The organism is Geodermatophilus sp. URMC 63 (assembly GCF_053502565.1).
On the sequence record NZ_CP199956.1, the window covers coordinates 2,306,008 to 2,323,959 of the forward strand.

Below are 17,952 nucleotides of genomic sequence, written 5' to 3' on the forward strand. Positions count from 1 at the left end.
TGGGAGGGGCCCTGCCGCAGTCGGCGGCACCCGAGGCCGTCCGATCCCCAGGAGGAAGTCCCTCGTGAGCCTGCGCGGCGTGCTCGACGTCGTCCTCACCGATCCCGCCGTGGCCCGCGTGGTGGCCGCCGCCGGCTCCGCCGAGCTCGCCGTCCCCGCGCCGCCGCCGGTGCAGCCGCTGGTCGCCGCGGCGCTGGCGGCCCCGGCCCCGGGCGCCGGCGTGCCCGTCCTGCTGGTCACCGCCGGTGAGCGCGACGCCGACGTCGCCGCCGACCTGCTGCGCTGCTTCCTGCCCGGCCGCCGGGTGGAGACCTTCCCCGCCTGGGAGACGCTGCCGCACGAGCGCCTCTCCCCGCGCGCGGACACCGTCGGCCGCCGGCTGGCCGTGCTGCGCGACCTGACGCACCCCGGCCCGGGAGGCACGGTCGACGTGCTCGTCGCGCCGGTGCGCAGCGTGCTGCAGCCGCTGGCCCCCGGCCTGGGCGACCTCGTCCCGGTGGAGCTGCGGCCCGGCGACACCGCCGAGCTCGACGAGGTCGCCGGCGCCCTGGTCGACGCCGCCTACACCCGCGTGGAGCTGGTGGAGAAGCGCGGGGAGTTCGCCGTCCGCGGCGGCCTGCTCGACGTCTTCCCGCCCACCGAGCCGCACCCGGTCCGCGTGGAGTTCTGGGGCGACGAGGTCGACGAGCTGCGGTACTTCTCGGCCGCCGACCAGCGCTCCCTCGACGAGCGGCCCGACCGGCTGTGGGCGCCGCCCTGCCGCGAGCTGCTGCTCACCGACGCCGTCCGCGCCCGGGCCGCCGCCCTCGCCGTCGAGCACCCGGGGCTGCTCGAGGTGCTCGGCAAGCTGGCCGAGGGCATCGCCGTCGAGGGCATGGAGTCCCTCACGCCGGCGCTCATCGGGGACGCGCACATGCAGCTGCTCACCGACCTGCTGCCCGCCGGCACGCACGTGCTCGTCGCCGACCCCGAGCGGGTCCGCAGCCGCGCCGCCGACCTCGTGCGCACCGCCGAGGAGTTCCTCGCCGCGTCCTGGGCCACCGCCGCCAGTGCCCCTGACGACATGGCAGGGGAGGCGCCGCTGGACCTCGGCGCGTCGTCGTTCCGCGACCTCGCCGACGTCGAGGCCGCCGCCCGCGGCCGCGGCCTGCCGTGGTGGACCACCGGCGCCTTCACCCTCGGCGCGGACGAGGACTCGGTCACCCTCGACGCGACCACGGTCGAGCGCTTCTCCGGCGACCTCGACCGCGCCGTGGAGGCGCTGCGCGGCTGGACCCGCGACGGCCGGCGCGTGGTCGTCACCTTCGCCGGCCCCGGCCCGGCCCAGCGCGCCGCCGACCAGTTCACCGCCGCCGACCTCGGCGTGCGGCTGGTGCCCGGGGTCGAGTCCGCGCCCGACGCGGGCCTGACCTCGATCACCCAGGGCAACCTGGAGTCCGGCTTCGCCTTCCCCGGCGTGGGGCTGGTGCTGGTCACCGAGCACGACCTCACCGGCCAGCGCGGCACCACGATGCGCGACGCGGTGAAGATGCCGGCCCGCCGGCGCAACGCCGTCGACCTGGTGCAGCTGCAGCCCGGCGACCTCGTCGTCCACGAGCAGCACGGCATCGGCCGCTACGTCGAGATGGTCAGCCGCACCGTGCACGGCGGCCAGCGCGACTACCTCATCGTCGAGTACGCCCCGTCCAAGCGGAACCAGCCGCCGGACCGGCTCTTCGTCCCCACCGACGCCCTCGACCAGCTCACCCGCTACGTCGGCGGGGAGCAGCCGGCGCTGTCCAAGCTCGGCGGCTCGGACTGGCAGAAGACCAAGGGCCAGGCGCGCAAGGCGGTCAAGCAGATCGCCGCCGAGCTCATCCGCCTCTACTCCGCGCGGATGGCCACCAAGGGCCACGCCTTCGGCCCCGACACCGTGTGGCAGCGCGAGCTCGAGGACGCCTTCCCCTACCAGGAGACCCCCGACCAGCTCGGCGCCATCGAGGAGGTCAAGGCCGACATGATGAACCCGGTCCCGATGGACCGGGTCATCTGTGGCGACGTCGGCTACGGCAAGACCGAGATCGCCGTCCGCGCGGCCTTCAAGGCGGTGCAGGACGGCAAGCAGGTCGCCGTCCTCGTGCCGACGACGCTGCTGGCCAACCAGCACTTCAAGACCTTCTCCGAGCGGTTCGCGCAGTTCCCGGTGGCGGTGGCGGTGCTGTCCCGCTTCCAGTCCGACGCCGAGAGCGCCGAGACGCTGCGCAGGCTCGCCGCCGGCGAGGTCGACGTCCTGGTCGGCACCCACCGGCTGCTGCAGGCCACCACCCGGTTCAAGGACCTTGGGCTGGTCGTCGTCGACGAGGAGCAGCGCTTCGGCGTCGAGCACAAGGAGTACCTCAAGACCATGCGGACGGCGGTCGACGTGCTGTCGATGTCGGCCACCCCGATCCCGCGGACCCTGGAGATGAGCCTGACCGGCATCCGCGAGATGTCGACGATCCTCACCCCGCCCGAGGAGCGGCACCCCGTGCTCACCTACGTGGGCGCCTGGGACGACAAGCAGATGGCCGCCGCCGTCCGCCGCGAGCTGCTGCGCGACGGGCAGGTCTTTGTCATCCACAACCGGGTGCAGTCGATCGACAAGGCCGCGGCCAAGATCCGCCGGCTGGTGCCCGAGGCCCGCGTCGCCGTCGGCCACGGGCAGATGAAGGAGCACGAGCTCGAGCGGATCATGGTCGGCTTCTGGGAGAAGGAGTACGACGTCCTGGTCGCGACGACGATCGTCGAGTCCGGCCTGGACATCCCCAACGCCAACACCCTGATCGTCGACCGCGCCGACACCTTCGGCCTCTCCCAGCTGCACCAGATCCGCGGCCGGGTGGGCCGGGGCCGCGAGCGCGCCTACGCCTACTTCACCTACGACCCCTCGCGCCCCCTCACCGAGACCTCGGTCGACCGGCTGACCACCATCGCGCACAACACCGACCTCGGCGCCGGCATGGCCGTGGCGATGAAGGACCTCGAGATCCGCGGCGCGGGCAACCTGCTCGGCGGCGAGCAGTCCGGGCACATCGCCGGGGTCGGGTTCGACCTCTACGTCCGGCTGGTGGGGGAGGCGGTCAGCGACTACCGCGCCTCGCTCACGGGGGAGGAGGCGCCGGCCGAGCCCGCCGAGGTGCGGGTCGACCTGCCGGTCGACGCCCACCTGCCGCACGACTACGTGCCCGGCGAGCGGCTGCGGATGGAGGCCTACCGCAAGGTCGCCGCGGTGCAGGACGACGACCAGGCGCAGGCCGTCCTCGACGAGCTCACCGACCGCTACGGCACCGCGCCGGCCCCCGTGCTCAACCTGCTGGCCGTCGCCCGCTTCCGCGCCGCGATGCGGAAGCTGGGCGTCACCGAGGTCTCCCTGCTGGGCCGGTCCATCCGGGTCAGCCCGGTGCCGCTGCGCGAGTCGCAGCAGATGCGGCTGGCCCGCCTCGCCGACGGCGCCACCTACAAGTCCGCCGTCCAGGCGGTGTCGCTCAAGGTCCCGGTCGGCCCCGACCGGCGCACCCCGCTGCGCGACGTCGCCCTGCTGGAGAACCTGCACTCGCTGCTGACGGCCGTCCTCGAGCAGCCGCAGAAGGACCCCGTCCTCCCCGCCCTTCGCTAGCTCAGGGCGGTGCCCTGGACGGGGCCACGGGCGTGCCGCGACGGCGGTCCGCGGCGTTGTGGGAGCCTGCCTGCGTGCGCACCCGCCGTCCCGCCGCCGCCGTCCTGGGGCTCGTGGCCGCCGTCGTCGCCCTGACCGGCTGCCGGACCTCGCCCGACGTGGCCGCCTACGTCGGCGACGGGCAGGTGACCGTCGAGGAGTTGCAGGCCGAGGTCGACCAGCGGCTGGCCGACCCGGCGATCGCCGCGGCCGCGGCCGGCAGCGAGGCCGACTACACCCGCCAGGTGCTCACCCTGCTGCTGCGCCAGCAGGTCTACGACGCCGCCGCGCAGCGCTACGACGTCGAGGTGACCGACACCGAGGTCGACGACTTCGTCGCGCAGGCGCTGGCCGGCCAGGACCCCGAGGCGCTGTTCGCCCAGGCCGCCGCCCAGGGGTTCACCCGCGAGGACGTCCTGGACAGCGCTCGCCAGCAGCTCGTCCGCCGGGAGCTCGGCACGGCGGCGGGCGAGGGCGGCGGGCTGGACGAGGCGGCGCTGCGCGCCCGCTACGAGGAGGTCCGCGGCGACCTCGAGCAGGTCGAGCTCGGCTACCTCGCCGCCCCCGACCAGGCCACCGCCGATGCCGTCGTCGCGGAGCTGACCGCCGACCCGGCGTCCTACCCCGCCGTCGCGGCGCGCTTCCCCGGCGGCATCACCCGGCCCGCGCTGCAGCCGGTCGCGGTCTCCGACGTGCCCGCACCGCTGGCCGAGGGCGTCGCCGCGGCCGCACCGGACAGCGGCTTCACCGTCACCGTGCCCGACGTCCCCGGCGTCGTCGTCGCCTTCGTCGGGCAGCGGACCACCCCGTCCTTCGAGGAGGTCCGGGGGCAGCTGGAGAACGAGGCGGCGAGCGGCGCCGAGGAGGCCGGCGCGGCGCTGGTCGACGACGTCCGCGCCGACCTCGGGATCACCGTCAACCCGCGCTACGGGGCGCTGGAGGACGACGTCGTCCAGGAGGCCGACGGCGGCGTCGTCGACCTGCTCGACGACGACGGCACCGCCACCGACCCGGCCGCCACCGGGTCGGGCGGCTGAGGTGCCGGTCGCTGTCGTCGTCACGGTCAGCCCGCGGCTGCCCGGCCTGCTCGGCCCGGCCGGCTGGACGGCGCTGGGCGGGGACCGCCCGGTGGCCGCGCTGCCCGGGGCCGCGGCCACCGCGCGGGCCCTGCGCGCCGCGGGCCGCGAGGTCGTCGACGTCGCGGACGCGGCCGCCGCCGCGGCGCTCCCCGGCGAGGTCGCCTGCCTCGCCGCGGCGGGCGAGCAGGTGCCGGACGTGCCGGTCGTCGACGGCGCGCCGGAGCCGCCCGGGAGGCGCCTGCTCGACGTCGTCGCGGTCATGGACCGGCTGCGCTCGCCCGGCGGCTGCCCCTGGGACGCCGAGCAGACGCACTCCTCGCTGCGCGGCTACCTGCTCGAGGAGGCGCACGAGGCCTACGACGCGATCGTCGACGACGACCCGGCCGCCATGCGCGAGGAGCTCGGCGACGTCCTGCTGCAGGTGGTGTTCCACGCCCGGGTGGCCGCCGAGGCGGGGGAGGGGCGGCGCTTCGACGTCGACGACGTCGCCGGTGACCTGGTGGACAAGCTGGTGCGCCGCCACCCGCACGTCTTCGGCGACGCCGGGCCGCGCGACGTCGCCGGCGTCGAGGCGGGCTGGGAGGAGATCAAGAAGGCGGAGAAGCAGCGGCGCTCGCCCACCGAGGGCGTCTCCCGCTCGCAGCCGGCCACCTCCTGGGGCGCCGCGCTGGTGCGCCGCGCGCAGCGCGCCGGGCTCCCGACACCCCAGCCGGCCGAGCTCGGGTCGGCCTCGCCGGAGGAGCTGGGGGAGCGGCTGCTGGCCGTGGTCACCGCCGCGGCGCAGCGCGGCTGGGACGCCGAGGACGCGCTGCGGGAGGCGGTCCGGCGCTACGCCGGCGAGCTCGACGCGGCCGCCGACGCGGCGTCGTCGCCAGGTCCGGGCGGCCCGGGCTAGCCGACGAGGAGCCGCTCGGCGGGCACGGTGGTGACCCGCGGCGCGGTGAGCACGGCCTTCAGCGCGCCGAGCACGCCGAGCCCGGCCACGGCGACGGCGCACCAGGCGCCCGGCCCGAACGAGCGGACGTCCCAGCCGACGTCGACCAGCCGGCCGACGACCGCGGCGGCCACGGCCAGCGCGACCCCCAGCGCCAGCACCCCGGACACCCGGTGGCCGCGCGCGGGACGCAGCAGCAGCAGCCCGAGGACGAGGAGCACGACGCCGCCGACCGCCACCGCCGCCGGCTGCCACAGGCCGGTGCGCCCCAGCTCGGCGACCCCCTCCCGGGCCGCGTCGACCGCACGCACCACCAGGGACAGCCCGCTGACGTCCCCGTCCCGGTCCCACGGCAGCCACACGCTCGCCGCGTCGGCCACGCCGGCCAGCAGCAGGAGCACCCCGCCGACGAGGTCGGGACGCCGCACGTAGGCCAGCCGGTCGCTGTCGACCGCCACCCCCGCCGCCTCCGTGCCGTCCGCGACCGGCTCCACGTCCACGGCCTCGTCGTCCTCGGCGGTGTCCGGGGCGAACCCGAGGACGGTGGGACCCGCCTCGGCGTCGGCGTCCCCGGGGGGTGGCGCGGGCGCGGCTCCGGCGCCGGACGAGGGGGATGGCTGCTGCTGGCGCTCGGTCATCGGGTCCTCCGACGGCGCAGACGTGGGGAGACGCCCGCCACGGGGAGGTTACCGCCGGAGCGGCCCCGACGGGGCCGCTCCGTGAGCGCTCCGTCACAGGAGTTCCCGGACCACGTGGCGCGGTCGCGCGAGCATCACGGCCGGTCTGGCTAGGCTGCTCCCCGTGCCCAGCATCGATGCCGTAGGCGCGCGGGAGATCCTGGACTCGCGCGGGAACCCCACCGTGGAGGTCGAGGTCGCCCTCGACGACGGGACGATCGCCCGCGCGGCGGTCCCCAGCGGCGCCTCCACCGGCGCCTTCGAGGCGGTGGAGCTGCGCGACGGTGGTGAGCGCTACGGCGGCAAGGGCGTGACCAAGGCCGTCGACGGCGTCCTCGACGTCATCGGCCCCGAGCTGGTCGGCTACGAGGCCACCGAGCAGCGGCTGGTCGACCAGCGGCTGCTCGACCTCGACGGCACCCCCGACAAGTCCCGGCTGGGTGCCAACGCCCTGCTCGGCGTGAGCCTCGCCGTCGCCCGGGCGGCCGCGGAGTCCACCGGCCTGCCGCTGTTCCGCTACGTCGGCGGCCCCTCGGCGCACCTGCTGCCGGTGCCGATGCTGAACATCCTCAACGGCGGCGCCCACGCCGACAGCAACGTCGACGTCCAGGAGTTCATGATCGCCCCGATCGGCGCGGCGACCTTCGCCGAGGCGCTGGCCGTGGGCGCGGAGAGCTACCACGCGCTGAAGTCGGTGCTCAAGGGCCGCGGGCTGTCCACCGGCCTGGGCGACGAGGGCGGCTTCGCCCCCGACCTGCCCAGCAACCGCGACGCGCTCGACCTCATCGCCGAGGCCGTGGAGAAGGCCGGCTACTCCGTCGGTACCGACGTCGCCTTCGCCCTCGACGTCGCCGCCACCGAGTTCCACTCCGACGGCGGCTACGACTTCGAGGGGCAGACCCGCTCGGCCGAGTACCTCACCGACTACTACCGCTCGCTGGTCGACGCCTACCCGATCGTCTCGATCGAGGACCCGCTGTCGGAGGAGGACTGGGACGGCTGGATCGCGCTGACCGCAGCCCTCGGCGACCGCGTGCAGCTGGTCGGCGACGACCTGTTCGTCACCAACCCCGCGCGCCTGGCCGACGGCATCGAGCGCCGCGCCGCCAACGCGCTGCTGGTCAAGGTCAACCAGATCGGCACCCTCACCGAGACCCTCGACGCCGTCGGCCTGGCCCACCGCAGTGGCTACCGCTGCATGATGAGCCACCGCTCGGGCGAGACCGAGGACACCACGATCGCCGACCTCGCCGTCGCCACCGACTGCGGGCAGATCAAGACCGGTGCCCCGGCGCGCAGCGAGCGCGTCGCGAAGTACAACCAGCTGCTGCGCATCGAGGAGGAGCTCGACGACGCCGCGCGCTACGCCGGCGCCGCGGCCTTCCCGCGCCTGCAGGCCCGCTGACCCGGTGAGCGTGGGCACCGGCCGGCGGCGATCCACCGGCCGGCCGCTCTCGCACGCGGCCTCCCGGCCGGTGCCGGCCGGCACCCGCTCGGGCGCGGGCAACCGCCCCGCGGCCCGGCCCGGCCGGCGCACCCCGCGGCCGGCGCCGCGGGCGACCGCGGCCCGCCGGCCGCTGTTCACCGGGCGCGCCGTGCTGCTGGTGGGCCTGGTGCTGCTCCTGCTGCTGACCCTGGCCGGGCCGTTCCGCCAGTGGCTGGAGGGCCGCGCGGAGCTCACCCGGCTCGCTGCCGAGGGCACCGCCTACGACCAGCAGATCGCCGACCTGCAGGCCCAGCTCGAGCGTCAGGCCGACCCGGCCTGGACCGCCCGTCAGGCCCGGGAGCGGCTGGCCTACGTGCTGCCCGGTGACCGGCTGGTCGTGGTGGTCGACGGCGAGGCCGCCGAGGGCGACGCCGGCACGCTGCCCGAGGTCCCCGACACCGCGCAGCCCTGGTACGACGAGCTGCTCGGGTCGGTCGCCGAGGCCGACGACGCCGGAGCGGGGGAGTGACCGCCCCTGGGGAGCGGGTGCGCGAGCCGATCACGCCCGAGGAGCGCGAGCTCGTCGCCCGCCAGCTCGGCCGCCCGCCGCGGGCGGTGCGGGCGGTGGCGCACCGCTGCCCCTGCGGCCAGCCCGACGTCGTGCAGACCTCCCCGCGGCTGGAGGACGGCACCCCGTTCCCGACGCTGTACTACCTGACCTGCCCGCGCGCGTCCGCGGCCGCCAGCCGGCTGGAGTCCGCCGGCCGGATGCGCGAGTGGCAGGACGACCTGGGCACCGACGCCGCGCTCGCCGAGGGCCACCGGGCCGCGCACGAGGCCTACCTGGCCGAGCGCGACGCCCTCGGCGAGCTGCCCACCCGTGCCACCGCCGGCGGCATGCCCGACCGGGTCAAGTGCCTGCACGCCCTGGCCGGGCACGCCCTGGCCGCCGGAGTGGGCGTCAACCCGGTCGGGGACCGCGCGGTGGCCGAGATGGGGCAGTGGTGGGCCGGCGGCCCGTGCGCGCTACCCGAGGGGGAGCGTCCGTGACCCGGGTGGCCGCCGTGGACTGCGGCACCAACTCCATCCGCCTGCTGGTCGCCGACGTCCCGTCGGAGGGCGCGCACACCGACCTGCTGCGCCGCATGGAGGTCGTCCGGCTCGGGCAGGGCGTCGACGCCACCGGCCGGCTGGCGCCCGAGGCGATCGAGCGGACCCGGGTCGTGCTCGCCGAGTACGCCGCCCAGGCCCGCGACCTCGGCGCCACCGCGGTGCGGATGGTGGCCACCAGCGCCACCCGCGACGCGGCCAACCGGGCCGACTTCGAGGCGATGGTGCAGGCGACCCTCGGCCAGCCGCCCGACGTCGTCCCCGGCGACGAGGAGGCCCGGCTGTCCTACCTGGGAGCGACCGCCTCCCTCGACGCCGCGGCCGCCGCACACGGCGGGCCGCCGCCCCGCCCGCCCTACCTGGTGGTCGACATCGGCGGCGGGTCGACGGAGTTCGTGCTCGGCGACGCCGGCGGGGTGCGCGCGGCCCGCTCGGTGGACGTCGGCTGCGTGCGGCTGACCGAGCGCCACCTGCACGGCGACCCGCCGACCGCCGACGAGATCCAGCGCGCCGAGGCCGACGTCCGCGCCGCGCTGGCCGAGGTCGCCGGGGCGGTGCCGGTGGGGGAGGCGGCCACGCTGGTCGGGCTGGCCGGCTCGGTGACCACCGTCGCCGCGCTGGCCCTGCAGCTGCCGGCCTACGACCCCGAGGCCATCCACGGCTCCCGGATCCCGGTCGGCGCCGTCCGCTCGGTCACCGCCGGGCTGCTCACCGCCACCCGCGAGCGGCGCGCCGCGTACCCGGTCATGCACCCCGGCCGGGTCGACGTCATCGGCGCCGGCGCCCTGGTGCTGCGGGCGGTGATGGACGCGTTCGCCCTCGACGAGGTCGTCGTCAGCGAGCACGACATCCTCGACGGCATCGCCCTCCGGCTCGCCCGGGGGGAAGGGGTCAGGGACCCTCGTTGAGGCCGGGGGGCAGCTTGCCGGTCAGCGACTGGTAGGCGGCCGCGGCGCCGCGGGCGGCCACCAGCCGGCCGGCGGCCACCACGACCCCGGAGAAGGCGGCCCAGGCCAGCGCCTCCGGCCAGGTGACCCCGGGCGCCGCCGGGTTCTTCGGCGGGTTGGTGCCGCGGGCGGCGTACCAGGCCGCGTCGGTCAGCTTGCGGGCGGCGATCCCGGTGGGGATCGCGAGCCCCGAGCCGAGCAGCTTCCAGGTCAGCGGCGCCTTCTCCTTGCGCTCCTTGCGGGCCATGGGGCCGATCATGCCGTCCCGACCCCGGCCGTGCGCCACCCGGCCGGGGTGGTCCACTGGGCGGTGTGGCAGTCGACGCCGACGGGTTCCCGCCAAAGGACCTCGATGCCCCCCACGACTCGCAAGCTCGTCGCGGGCCCCTGCATCGGGCCGTTCGGACCCCCGCCGGGGTCGCCCGGTCCGCCCGCGCCGCCCGCGACCTCGCCGTCCTCGACGCCCGGGTGTCGGGCTGCCGCGCCTGCCCGCGGCTGGTGGCCTGGCGCGAGGAGGTGGCCCGCGTCAAGCGGGCCTCCTTCCGCGACCAGGACTACTGGGGGCGCCCGGTGCCCGGCCTGGGCCCGGCCGACGCCCGGATCGCCGTCGTCGGGCTGGCGCCGGCCGCGCACGGCGGGAACCGCACCGGGCGGGTGTTCACCGGCGACCGCAGCGGCGACTGGATCTTCGCCGCGCTGTGGCGGGCGGGGCTGGCCAGCCAGCCGACGTCCACGCACGTCGGCGACGGCCTGGAGCTGACCGGCGTGCGGGTCGCCGCGGCGGTCCGCTGCGCGCCGCCGGACAACGCCCCCACCCCCGTCGAGCGCGACACCTGCAACCCGTGGCTGGCGCGCGAGCTGGCGCTGCTGCCGGACCTGCGGGTGGTCGTCGTCCTCGGCGGCTTCGGCTGGACGGCGCTGTGGCCGGTGCTCGCCGGCGCCGGCTACGCGCTGCCCCGGCCGCGCCCGGCGTTCGGCCACGGCGCCGAGGTGACGCTGACCGGGCCGCGCGGGGAGCTGACGGTGCTCGGCAGCTACCACGTCAGCCAGCAGAACACCTTCACGGGCCGGCTGACCGAGCCGATGCTCGACGCCGTCCTCGCCCGGGCCACGCGGATCGCCGGCACCGGGTGACCGCGGGACCGGCCGCGGGCCGGTGACGGCCGGGCTCCGGTCACCCTGTCGGCGGGGGCCCGGGCCCCTAGGCTGGCCCCATGTCTCGACCGGGTCCTGGGTCCCGTCCGGTGGTGCTCGTGGTCGGCGGTGGCTACGTCGGCCTCTACACCGCGCTGCGGCTGCAGAAGAAGCTGTCCCGCGGGCGGGCGGAGGTCGTCGTCGTCGATCCCCAGCCGCACATGACCTACCAGCCGTTCCTGCCCGAGGCAGCGGCCGGCTCGGTGGAGCCGCGGCACGTCGTCGTCCCGCTGCGGCGCACACTGAACCGCTGCCGGGTGGTCACCGGGGCGGTCACGTCGCTGTCGCACGCCGAGCGGCGGGCGCGGATCGTCCCCGCCGAGGGCGCCCCGTACGAGCTCTCCTACGACGTCCTGGTCATGGCCGCGGGCTCGGTGGCGCGCACGCTGCCCATCCCGGGCCTGGCCGAGCACGGCATCGGCTTCAAGACCGTCGGTGAGGCCATCTATCTGCGCAACCACGTCCTCGCCCGGCTCGACGCCGCGGCCTCCACCGACGACCCCACCGTCCGCACCCGCGCCCTGACGTTCACCTTCGTCGGCGGCGGCTACGCCGGCATCGAGGCCTTCGCCGAGATCGAGGACATGGCCCGCTACGCCGTCGAGCACTACTACCCGCGGCTGTCGGCCGGTGACATGCGCTGGGTGCTGGTCGAGGCGACCGGGCGGATCCTGCCCGAGGTCGACCTCGACATGGCCGCCTGGACGGTCAAGCAGCTCACCGCCCGGGGCATGGACGTGCGGCTCAACACCCGGCTGGAGTCGGTGTCCGACGACGGCGTGGTCCGGCTCAGCGACGGCGACGAGTTCGCCAGCGAGACCCTCGTGTGGACGGCGGGCACCAAGCCCAACCCGCTGCTGGCCGCCAGCGACCTGCCCCTCGACGAGCGCGGCCGGGTGCGGTGCGAGCCGACGTTGCAGGTCAGCGGCACGGAGGACGCCTGGGCCGCCGGTGACCTCGCCGCCGTCCCCGACATCACCAAGGACCAGCCCGGCGCGACCACGGCGCCCAACGCGCAGCACGCCGTCCGCCAGGCCAAGCAGCTGGCCGACAACATCGTCGCGGTCCTCTCCGGCCAGGAGCCACGGGCCTACCGGCACGAGTACGCCGGGTCGGTGGCCAGCCTCGGCCTGCACAAGGGGGTCGCGCAGGTCTACGGCGTCAAGCTCAAGGGCTGGCCGGCCTGGTTCATGCACCGCACGTACCACGTCAGCCGCGTGCCGACGTTCAACCGCAAGGCGCGGGTGGTCGCCGACTGGACGCTGGCCTCGGTGTTCCGCCGCGAGGTCATCGCCCTGGGCCAGCTGCAGGACCCGCGGCGGGAGTTCGTCACGGCCGCGAGCAGCGGCGGCACCCGGCAGATGCCGGCGCCGATGGAGGCCGACCGCGCCCAGGCCCGCTGACCACCCCGCCGGGGCCGTCGGGCCCGCGGCGGTGCGCCCCCGTGGCCCAACCGGCAGAGGCAGGCCCCTTAAAAGGGTCACAGTGTGGGTTCGAACCCCACCGGGGGCACCGTGTCGCCGTGGGCTGACCTCACCGGCGCCGGCACGCCCCTGACCAGGACGTCGTGCGCTGCTATACCGCACCGGCGCGGGGATGTCCAGGACTTGACGTCCCCTGTGAGCTCCTTGACAGGCTGGCGGCGGGTGGGCGACGAGGCCCACCCGAGTCCGAGGGGGAAGTCCATGAGCCAGTTCCATCCACGCCGCCGGTCCCGCATCGCCGTGGCCGGTACCGCCGGTGCACTGGCGCTGGCCGGCGGCGTGGTCACCGCGCTGCCGGCCACCGCGTCCGACGGGTGCGAGCACCGCACCAACAACACGGTCGACGAGCTGCTCGAGTGCGTCACGGTCGAGGGCGTCAACGAGCACCTGAAGGCGCTGCAGGACGTCGCCGACGCCAACGGGGGCACCCGCGCCTCGGGCACCCCCGGCTTCACCGCCTCGGCCGACTACGTGCAGCAGCGCCTCGAGCAGGCCGGCTACGAGGTGACCCGCCAGCCCTTCAGCTTCGACTTCTTCGAGCTGACCGGGGAGACCTTCAGCCGCACCGCGCCCGAGCCCCGGGACTACGTGGCGGGGACGGACTTCGCGACCGTCGAGTACTCCGCGGTCGGGACCGCCGCCGGCACCGTCGTCCCCGTCGACCTCGGCGACCCGCTGGCCCCCACCGACACCAGCACCAGCGGGTGCGAGGCGGAGGACTTCACCGGGTTCCCCGAGGGCGGCATCGCCCTCGTCCAGCGCGGGACGTGCACCTTCGCCGTGAAGGTCGCCAACGCCGACGCGGCCGGGGCGGCCGGCGTCGTCGTGGTCAACCGGGGCACCCCCGAGAACGAGGGCGTCATCGCCGGCACCCTCACCGACCCGGCCGCGCTGCCGACCATCGGGGTGTCCTTCGCCGTCGGCCAGGAGCTGACCGCCCCCGGCACCGAGGTCACCTTCACCGTCGAGGCCGAGACCGGCACGCGGGAGACCGAGAACGTCATCGCCGAGCTGCCCGGTCGCACCGACGAGGTCGTCCAGCTGGGCGCCCACCTCGACTCGGTCCCCGAGGGCCCGGGCATCAACGACAACGGCAGCGGGAGCGCGGCGATCCTCGAGGTGGCCGAGAACCTGCGGGAGGTGCAGCCGGAGGCCACGCTGCGCTTCTCGTGGTGGGGTGCGGAGGAGTCGGGTCTGCTCGGGTCCACCCACTACGTCGAGGGCCTCCCGCAGGAGGAGATCGACCGGATCTCGGCCTACCTGAACTTCGACATGGTCGGCTCGCCGAACTACGTCCGCTTCGTCTACGACGGCGACGGCTCGACGTTCGAGGCCCCCGAGGGGTACGTGACCGACGAGTCGGCGGCGCTCGAGCAGCTGTTCCGGACGTTCTACACCGACCGGGGCCTCGCGGCGGAGGACACCGAGTTCGACGGGCGCAGCGACTACCAGGCCTTCGCCGACGCCGGCGTCCCCAGCGGTGGCCTGTTCACCGGGGCCGAGGGCGTGAAGACCGAGGAGCAGGCAGCCGTGTACGGCGGGGTGGCCGGCGAGGCCTACGACCCGTGCTACCACCAGGCCTGCGACGACATCAGCAACCTGGACCAGGGGGTCCTCGACCTCAACGCCGACGCCATCGCCTACGCCGCCTTCACGCTGGCGGTCGGGGAGCCCGGCGCCGGTTCCTGAGCGCGCCACCCGGCACCACCCGGGGGCGCGGCACCGCACGGTGCCGCGCCCCCGGCGTCTCCGGTCACCCGACGGGGTGGCGCGCCCCGCGCGGAACGCGCAGGCCACCTGCTGCGTTGTAAGGACCGGGTGGGTTGCGAGGACGCAGCCCACGGACCGACCAGTCACCTCGAGGAGATGACGATGCCCAGCCACAACCCCGTCTTCGGCCGGGGCTTCGCCAACGCCGCGTCCGGCGGTGGCCAGCAGTACGGCCAGCCGTACGGTCAGCAGGGCTACGGCGCTCCGGGCTACGGCCAGCAGTACGGCCAGCAGTACGGCCAGCAGGGCTACGCCGCCCCGGGCTACGGCCAGCAGTACGGCCAGCAGTACGGCCAGCAGTACGGCCAGCCCCACGGCGCCCCGCAGGACCAGTACGGCGCGGCCGCGCCCTACGCCGGCTCGCCCTACAGCCCGCCGGCCACCCGTTACATGACGATGGACGACGTCGTCCAGAAGACGGGCCTGTCGTTCCTCGTCACCGTCCTCGCGGCGGCCGTGGTCTGGGCGCTGCCCGGCCAGGCCGCGTGGGGCCTGGCGCTGCCCGCGGTGCTCGTGGCCTTCGTCCTGGGCCTGGTGATCAGCTTCAAGCAGATCGCCAACCCGGCGGCCACCCTCGCCTACGGCGCGCTCTACGGTGTCGCGCTCGGCGCCATCAGCGAGGCCTTCAACAGCATCTACCCCGGGATCGTCGTCCAGGCGGTGATCGGCACCTTCGGTGTCTTCGCCGGGATGCTGGTGGTCTACAAGACCGGCGCCATCCGGGTCACCCCGAAGCTGACCCGCTGGGTCGTGGGCGCGCTGTTCGGCGTCCTGGCCCTGGTGCTGGTCAACCTGGTGGTCGGCTTCTTCGTCCCCGGCGGTCTGGGCCTGCGTGACGGCGGCCCGCTGGCCATCGTGTTCAGCCTCGTCGTGATCGGTGTGGCGGCCTTCTCGCTGCTGCTCGACTTCGACATGGCCGACGAGGCCATCCGCCGCGGCGCCCCGGCCAAGTTCGCCTGGTACATCGCCTTCGGCCTGCTGGTCACGGTCGTCTGGCTGTACCTGGAGATCCTGCGGCTGCTGTCCTACTTCCAGGACAACTAGGACCCGCACCACGGAACAGTGGCCCGGTCCCCCTCGCGGGGGGCCGGGCCACTGGCCGTTCCGGGGCCGGGTACACCGCGATCACGGCGCCGGGACCCCGGTGGGCGGTCACGGCGCCGTGATCGTCGGGGGCTTCAGGAGAGGCGCTCGAGCACCATCGCCATGCCCATGCCGCCACCGACGCACATGGTCTCCAGGCCCATCGTCGCGTCCCTGGTCTGCAGGCCGTTGATCAGCGTGCCGGTGATGCGGGCGCCGGTCATGCCGAACGGGTGGCCGACGGCGATGGCGCCGCCGTGCACGTTCAGCTTGTCGACGTCGATGCCCAGGTCGCGGTAGCTCGGGATGACCTGTGCGGCGAACGCCTCGTTGATCTCGACGAGGTCGATGTCGCCGATCGTCATCCCCGCCCGCTGCAGGGCCAGCTCCGAGGCGTCGACCGGCCCGTAGCCCATGATCTCCGGCGACAGGCCGGTCACCGCGGTGGAGACGATCCGCGCCAGCGGGGTGAGGCCGAGCTCGCGGGCCTTGGTGTCGCTCATGACCACCACCGCGGCGGCGCCGTCGTTGAGCGGGCAGGCGTTGCCGGCGGTCACCCGGCCGTCGGGGCGGAACACCGGCTTGAGGCCGGAGATGCCCTCCAGCGTGGTGCCGGCGCGCGGGCTGTCGTCCCTGCTGACGACGGTGCCGTCGGGCGTGGTGACCGGGGTGATCTCCCGCTCCCAGAAGCCCTCGGCGAGTGCCTTCTCCGCCAGGTTCTGGCTGCGGACGGCGAACTCGTCCATGTCCTGCCGGGAGACGTCCTTGAGCAGCGCCAGGTTCTCCGCGGTCTGGCCCATGGCGATGTAGACGTCCGGGATCTCGCCGTTCTCCCGCGGGTCGGTCCACGTGTCCGCGCCGCTCTCGGCGGTCTTGGCCACCCGGGTCTGCGCGTCGGCGAAGGCCGGGTTCTGGGTGTCGGGCAGCGAGTCGCTGTTGCCCTTCACGAACCGCGACACCATCTCCACGCCCGCAGAGATGAACACGTCGCCCTCCCCGGCCCGGATGGCGTGCATGGCCATGCGGGTGGTCTGCAGCGAGGAGGAGCAGTAGCGGGTGATCGTGGCGCCGGGCAGGTGGTCCATGCCGAGCAGCACGCTGACCACGCGGCCCATGTTGTGGCCCTGCTCGCCGCCGGGCAGGCCGCAGCCGAGGATCAGGTCGTCGATGTCGGCCGGGTCCAGCGCGGGCACCTTGTCGAGTGCGGCCCGCACGATGGTGGCGGCCAGGTCGTCGGGGCGGAGGTCCTTCAGCGACCCCTTGAACGCCCGCCCGATGGGCGAGCGCGCGGTCGCGACGATGACTGCTTCGGGCATGGGGTCCTCCACGATGAGGGGGGCCCGGCCGGGGGTGCCGGGCGTCGGGTCACCCGGGAAACTACCCCCGGGTAGCCGGCCGGAGACCGCTAGAACCCCGTTCGGTTCTCCGGGTGTGGCGCGGCTCACGCCGACCGCGGCCACCCTCCGGGTCCCGTCCCCGGCCGGTGACGTGCGGGGACGGCCCTCGCGGCAGGTCCCCCGCCGCAGGGCCCGCCGCGGGGTCCGCCCTCAGCCGACCGGCACCTCGGGGACGGGGGCCGGGTCGGGGGTCGGCAGCTCGCTCGGGCGGCGGCGCAGCAGCCGCGCCCAGGTGCCCAGCGGGCCGGTCTGCGAGCCGCGGACCTCGGTGGCGCGGACCTCGGTGCCCGGCCGGCCGGCCGCGCGTGCCGCGGCCCGGGCGACGGGGCGGACGGCGCCCCGGCGCCGCCGGCGGCCCTCGGCGTGGGCGGGCCAGACGCCGACCGCGTCGGCGAGCGCGGGCAGGATCACCGCGGCCGCCGAGGCGTAGCCGGCCGCACTGGGGTGGAACTCGTCCACGCTGAACAGCGTGCGGTCCTGCGCGAAGCTGGGGCCGAGCACCGAGCCCAGGGAGACCGTGCGCCCCCCGGCCTCGACCACGGCGATCGTCTGCGCCGCGGCCAGCTGCCGGCTCCACCGCCGGGCGAGCAGCCGCAGCGGCTGCCCGATCGGGCGGACCGTGCCGAGGTCGGGGCAGGTGCCGACGACGACCTGCGCGCCGGCCTCCCGCAGCCTCCGGACGGCGTCGCCGAGGTGGCGCACCGAGACCGACGGCCGGGTGCGGGTGGTGACGTCGTTGGCGCCGATCATGATCAGGACGACGTCGGGGTGCTCGGCCAGGGCCCGGTCGACCTGCGGGTCCAGCTCGCAGGACTCCGCGCCCGAGACGGCGAGGCGGCGCAGCCGCACGGGCCGCTCGGCCAGCTCGGCCAGCGCGGCGGCCAGCAGCGCGCCGGGGGTCTCCGAGGCGCGGTCGACGCCCAGGCCGACGGCGCTGGAGTCGCCGAGGACGGTGAACACCAGGGGCTTGCCGCGCCGGCGGCCGTAGACGCCGTCACCGGAGGGCGGGTCCTGCTTGGAGGTGCGCGCCTCGACCCTGCGGCGGGCCGCCCGGGCCTGCAGCCGCAGCACCCCGAACAGCCCGGCACCGGCCAGCCCGGCCCCGCCGCCCCCGTAGGCGGCACCGGCCGCCCACCGCCGTGCCGTGCCCGCTCGTGTCACCGCCGACCCCGATCGTC

The 17,952-nt window shown here is 75.7% G+C and carries 15 protein-coding genes and 1 tRNA gene; 12 read left to right on the forward strand and 4 right to left on the reverse strand.

Features of this window, described 5'->3' with window-relative positions; all coding sequences use genetic code 11:
- The first annotated feature begins 64 nt into the window (after positions 1-64).
- From mfd to ACWIZO_RS11170, 3 genes are all read left to right on the forward strand, one after another.
- Complete coding sequence (mfd, locus tag ACWIZO_RS11160) at positions 65-3,634, forward strand: transcription-repair coupling factor (RefSeq protein WP_448642518.1); 3,570 nt, start codon at positions 65-67, stop codon at positions 3,632-3,634.
- A gap of 74 nt (positions 3,635-3,708) precedes the next feature.
- On the forward strand, positions 3,709-4,710 hold the full coding sequence (locus ACWIZO_RS11165; RefSeq protein WP_448642519.1) for a SurA N-terminal domain-containing protein: 1,002 nt from the start codon (positions 3,709-3,711) through the stop codon (positions 4,708-4,710).
- 1 nt (position 4,711) lies between these two features.
- Positions 4,712-5,647: a MazG family protein gene (locus ACWIZO_RS11170; RefSeq protein WP_448642520.1), complete on the forward strand. Its 936-nt coding sequence runs from the start codon at positions 4,712-4,714 to the stop codon at positions 5,645-5,647.
- Here the strand turns inward: ACWIZO_RS11170 and ACWIZO_RS11175 are convergent.
- The gene (locus tag ACWIZO_RS11175) at positions 5,644-6,324 is read right to left on the reverse strand and encodes a hypothetical protein (protein ID WP_448642521.1); all 681 of its coding nucleotides are present in this window, start codon (positions 6,322-6,324) and stop codon (positions 5,644-5,646) included. The genes ACWIZO_RS11170 and ACWIZO_RS11175 overlap by 4 nt on opposite strands.
- A gap of 163 nt (positions 6,325-6,487) precedes the next feature.
- On the opposite strand from ACWIZO_RS11175, the gene eno reads away from it, so the two are divergent.
- From eno to ACWIZO_RS11195, 4 genes are read left to right on the forward strand one after another with little or no spacing between them, the layout of a single operon-like run.
- Positions 6,488-7,768, forward strand: a complete 1,281-nt coding sequence (gene eno, locus ACWIZO_RS11180) for a phosphopyruvate hydratase (protein WP_448642522.1) — start codon at positions 6,488-6,490, stop codon at positions 7,766-7,768.
- 4 nt (positions 7,769-7,772) lie between these two features.
- Entirely contained in the window at positions 7,773-8,318 is a 546-nt protein-coding gene (locus ACWIZO_RS11185; RefSeq protein WP_448642523.1) for an FtsB family cell division protein, read from the forward strand.
- Positions 8,315-8,839, forward strand: a complete 525-nt coding sequence (locus ACWIZO_RS11190) for a DUF501 domain-containing protein (RefSeq protein WP_448642524.1) — start codon at positions 8,315-8,317, stop codon at positions 8,837-8,839. The genes ACWIZO_RS11185 and ACWIZO_RS11190 overlap by 4 nt, the downstream gene beginning before the upstream one ends.
- Positions 8,836-9,807, forward strand: a complete 972-nt coding sequence (locus ACWIZO_RS11195; RefSeq protein ID WP_448642525.1) for a Ppx/GppA phosphatase family protein — start codon at positions 8,836-8,838, stop codon at positions 9,805-9,807. The genes ACWIZO_RS11190 and ACWIZO_RS11195 overlap by 4 nt, the downstream gene beginning before the upstream one ends.
- Here ACWIZO_RS11195 and ACWIZO_RS11200 read toward each other — a convergent pair.
- Positions 9,791-10,093 (reverse strand): DUF4235 domain-containing protein, encoded by a 303-nt coding sequence (locus ACWIZO_RS11200; RefSeq protein WP_446758734.1) that lies wholly within the window; start codon positions 10,091-10,093, stop codon positions 9,791-9,793. The genes ACWIZO_RS11195 and ACWIZO_RS11200 overlap by 17 nt on opposite strands.
- Before the next feature lie 65 nt (positions 10,094-10,158).
- Here ACWIZO_RS11200 and ACWIZO_RS11205 point away from each other — a divergent pair, with 65 nt between their 5' ends.
- From ACWIZO_RS11205 to ACWIZO_RS11225, 5 genes are all read left to right on the forward strand, one after another.
- Entirely contained in the window at positions 10,159-10,980 is an 822-nt protein-coding gene (locus ACWIZO_RS11205) for a uracil-DNA glycosylase (RefSeq protein WP_448642526.1), read from the forward strand.
- An 80-nt stretch (positions 10,981-11,060) separates the two neighbouring features.
- Positions 11,061-12,443 carry an NAD(P)/FAD-dependent oxidoreductase gene (locus tag ACWIZO_RS11210; RefSeq protein WP_448642527.1) on the forward strand — a complete coding sequence of 461 codons (1,383 nt, stop codon included), beginning with the start codon at positions 11,061-11,063 and terminating at the stop codon, positions 12,441-12,443.
- A 35-nt stretch (positions 12,444-12,478) separates the two neighbouring features.
- A tRNA-Leu gene (locus tag ACWIZO_RS11215) sits at positions 12,479-12,552 on the forward strand.
- 173 nt (positions 12,553-12,725) lie between these two features.
- Positions 12,726-14,213 (forward strand): M20/M25/M40 family metallo-hydrolase, encoded by a 1,488-nt coding sequence (locus ACWIZO_RS11220; RefSeq protein ID WP_448642528.1) that lies wholly within the window; start codon positions 12,726-12,728, stop codon positions 14,211-14,213.
- 183 nt (positions 14,214-14,396) lie between these two features.
- Complete coding sequence (locus tag ACWIZO_RS11225) at positions 14,397-15,338, forward strand: Bax inhibitor-1/YccA family protein (RefSeq protein WP_448642529.1); 942 nt, start codon at positions 14,397-14,399, stop codon at positions 15,336-15,338.
- Positions 15,339-15,472: 134 nt separating this feature from the next.
- Here ACWIZO_RS11225 and ACWIZO_RS11230 read toward each other — a convergent pair whose 3' ends face one another.
- Entirely contained in the window at positions 15,473-16,693 is a 1,221-nt protein-coding gene (locus ACWIZO_RS11230) for an acetyl-CoA C-acetyltransferase (RefSeq protein ID WP_448642530.1), read from the reverse strand.
- A gap of 231 nt (positions 16,694-16,924) precedes the next feature.
- Complete coding sequence (locus ACWIZO_RS11235; protein ID WP_448642531.1) at positions 16,925-17,935, reverse strand: SGNH/GDSL hydrolase family protein; 1,011 nt, start codon at positions 17,933-17,935, stop codon at positions 16,925-16,927.
- Between the last annotated feature and the right edge of the window lie 17 nt (positions 17,936-17,952).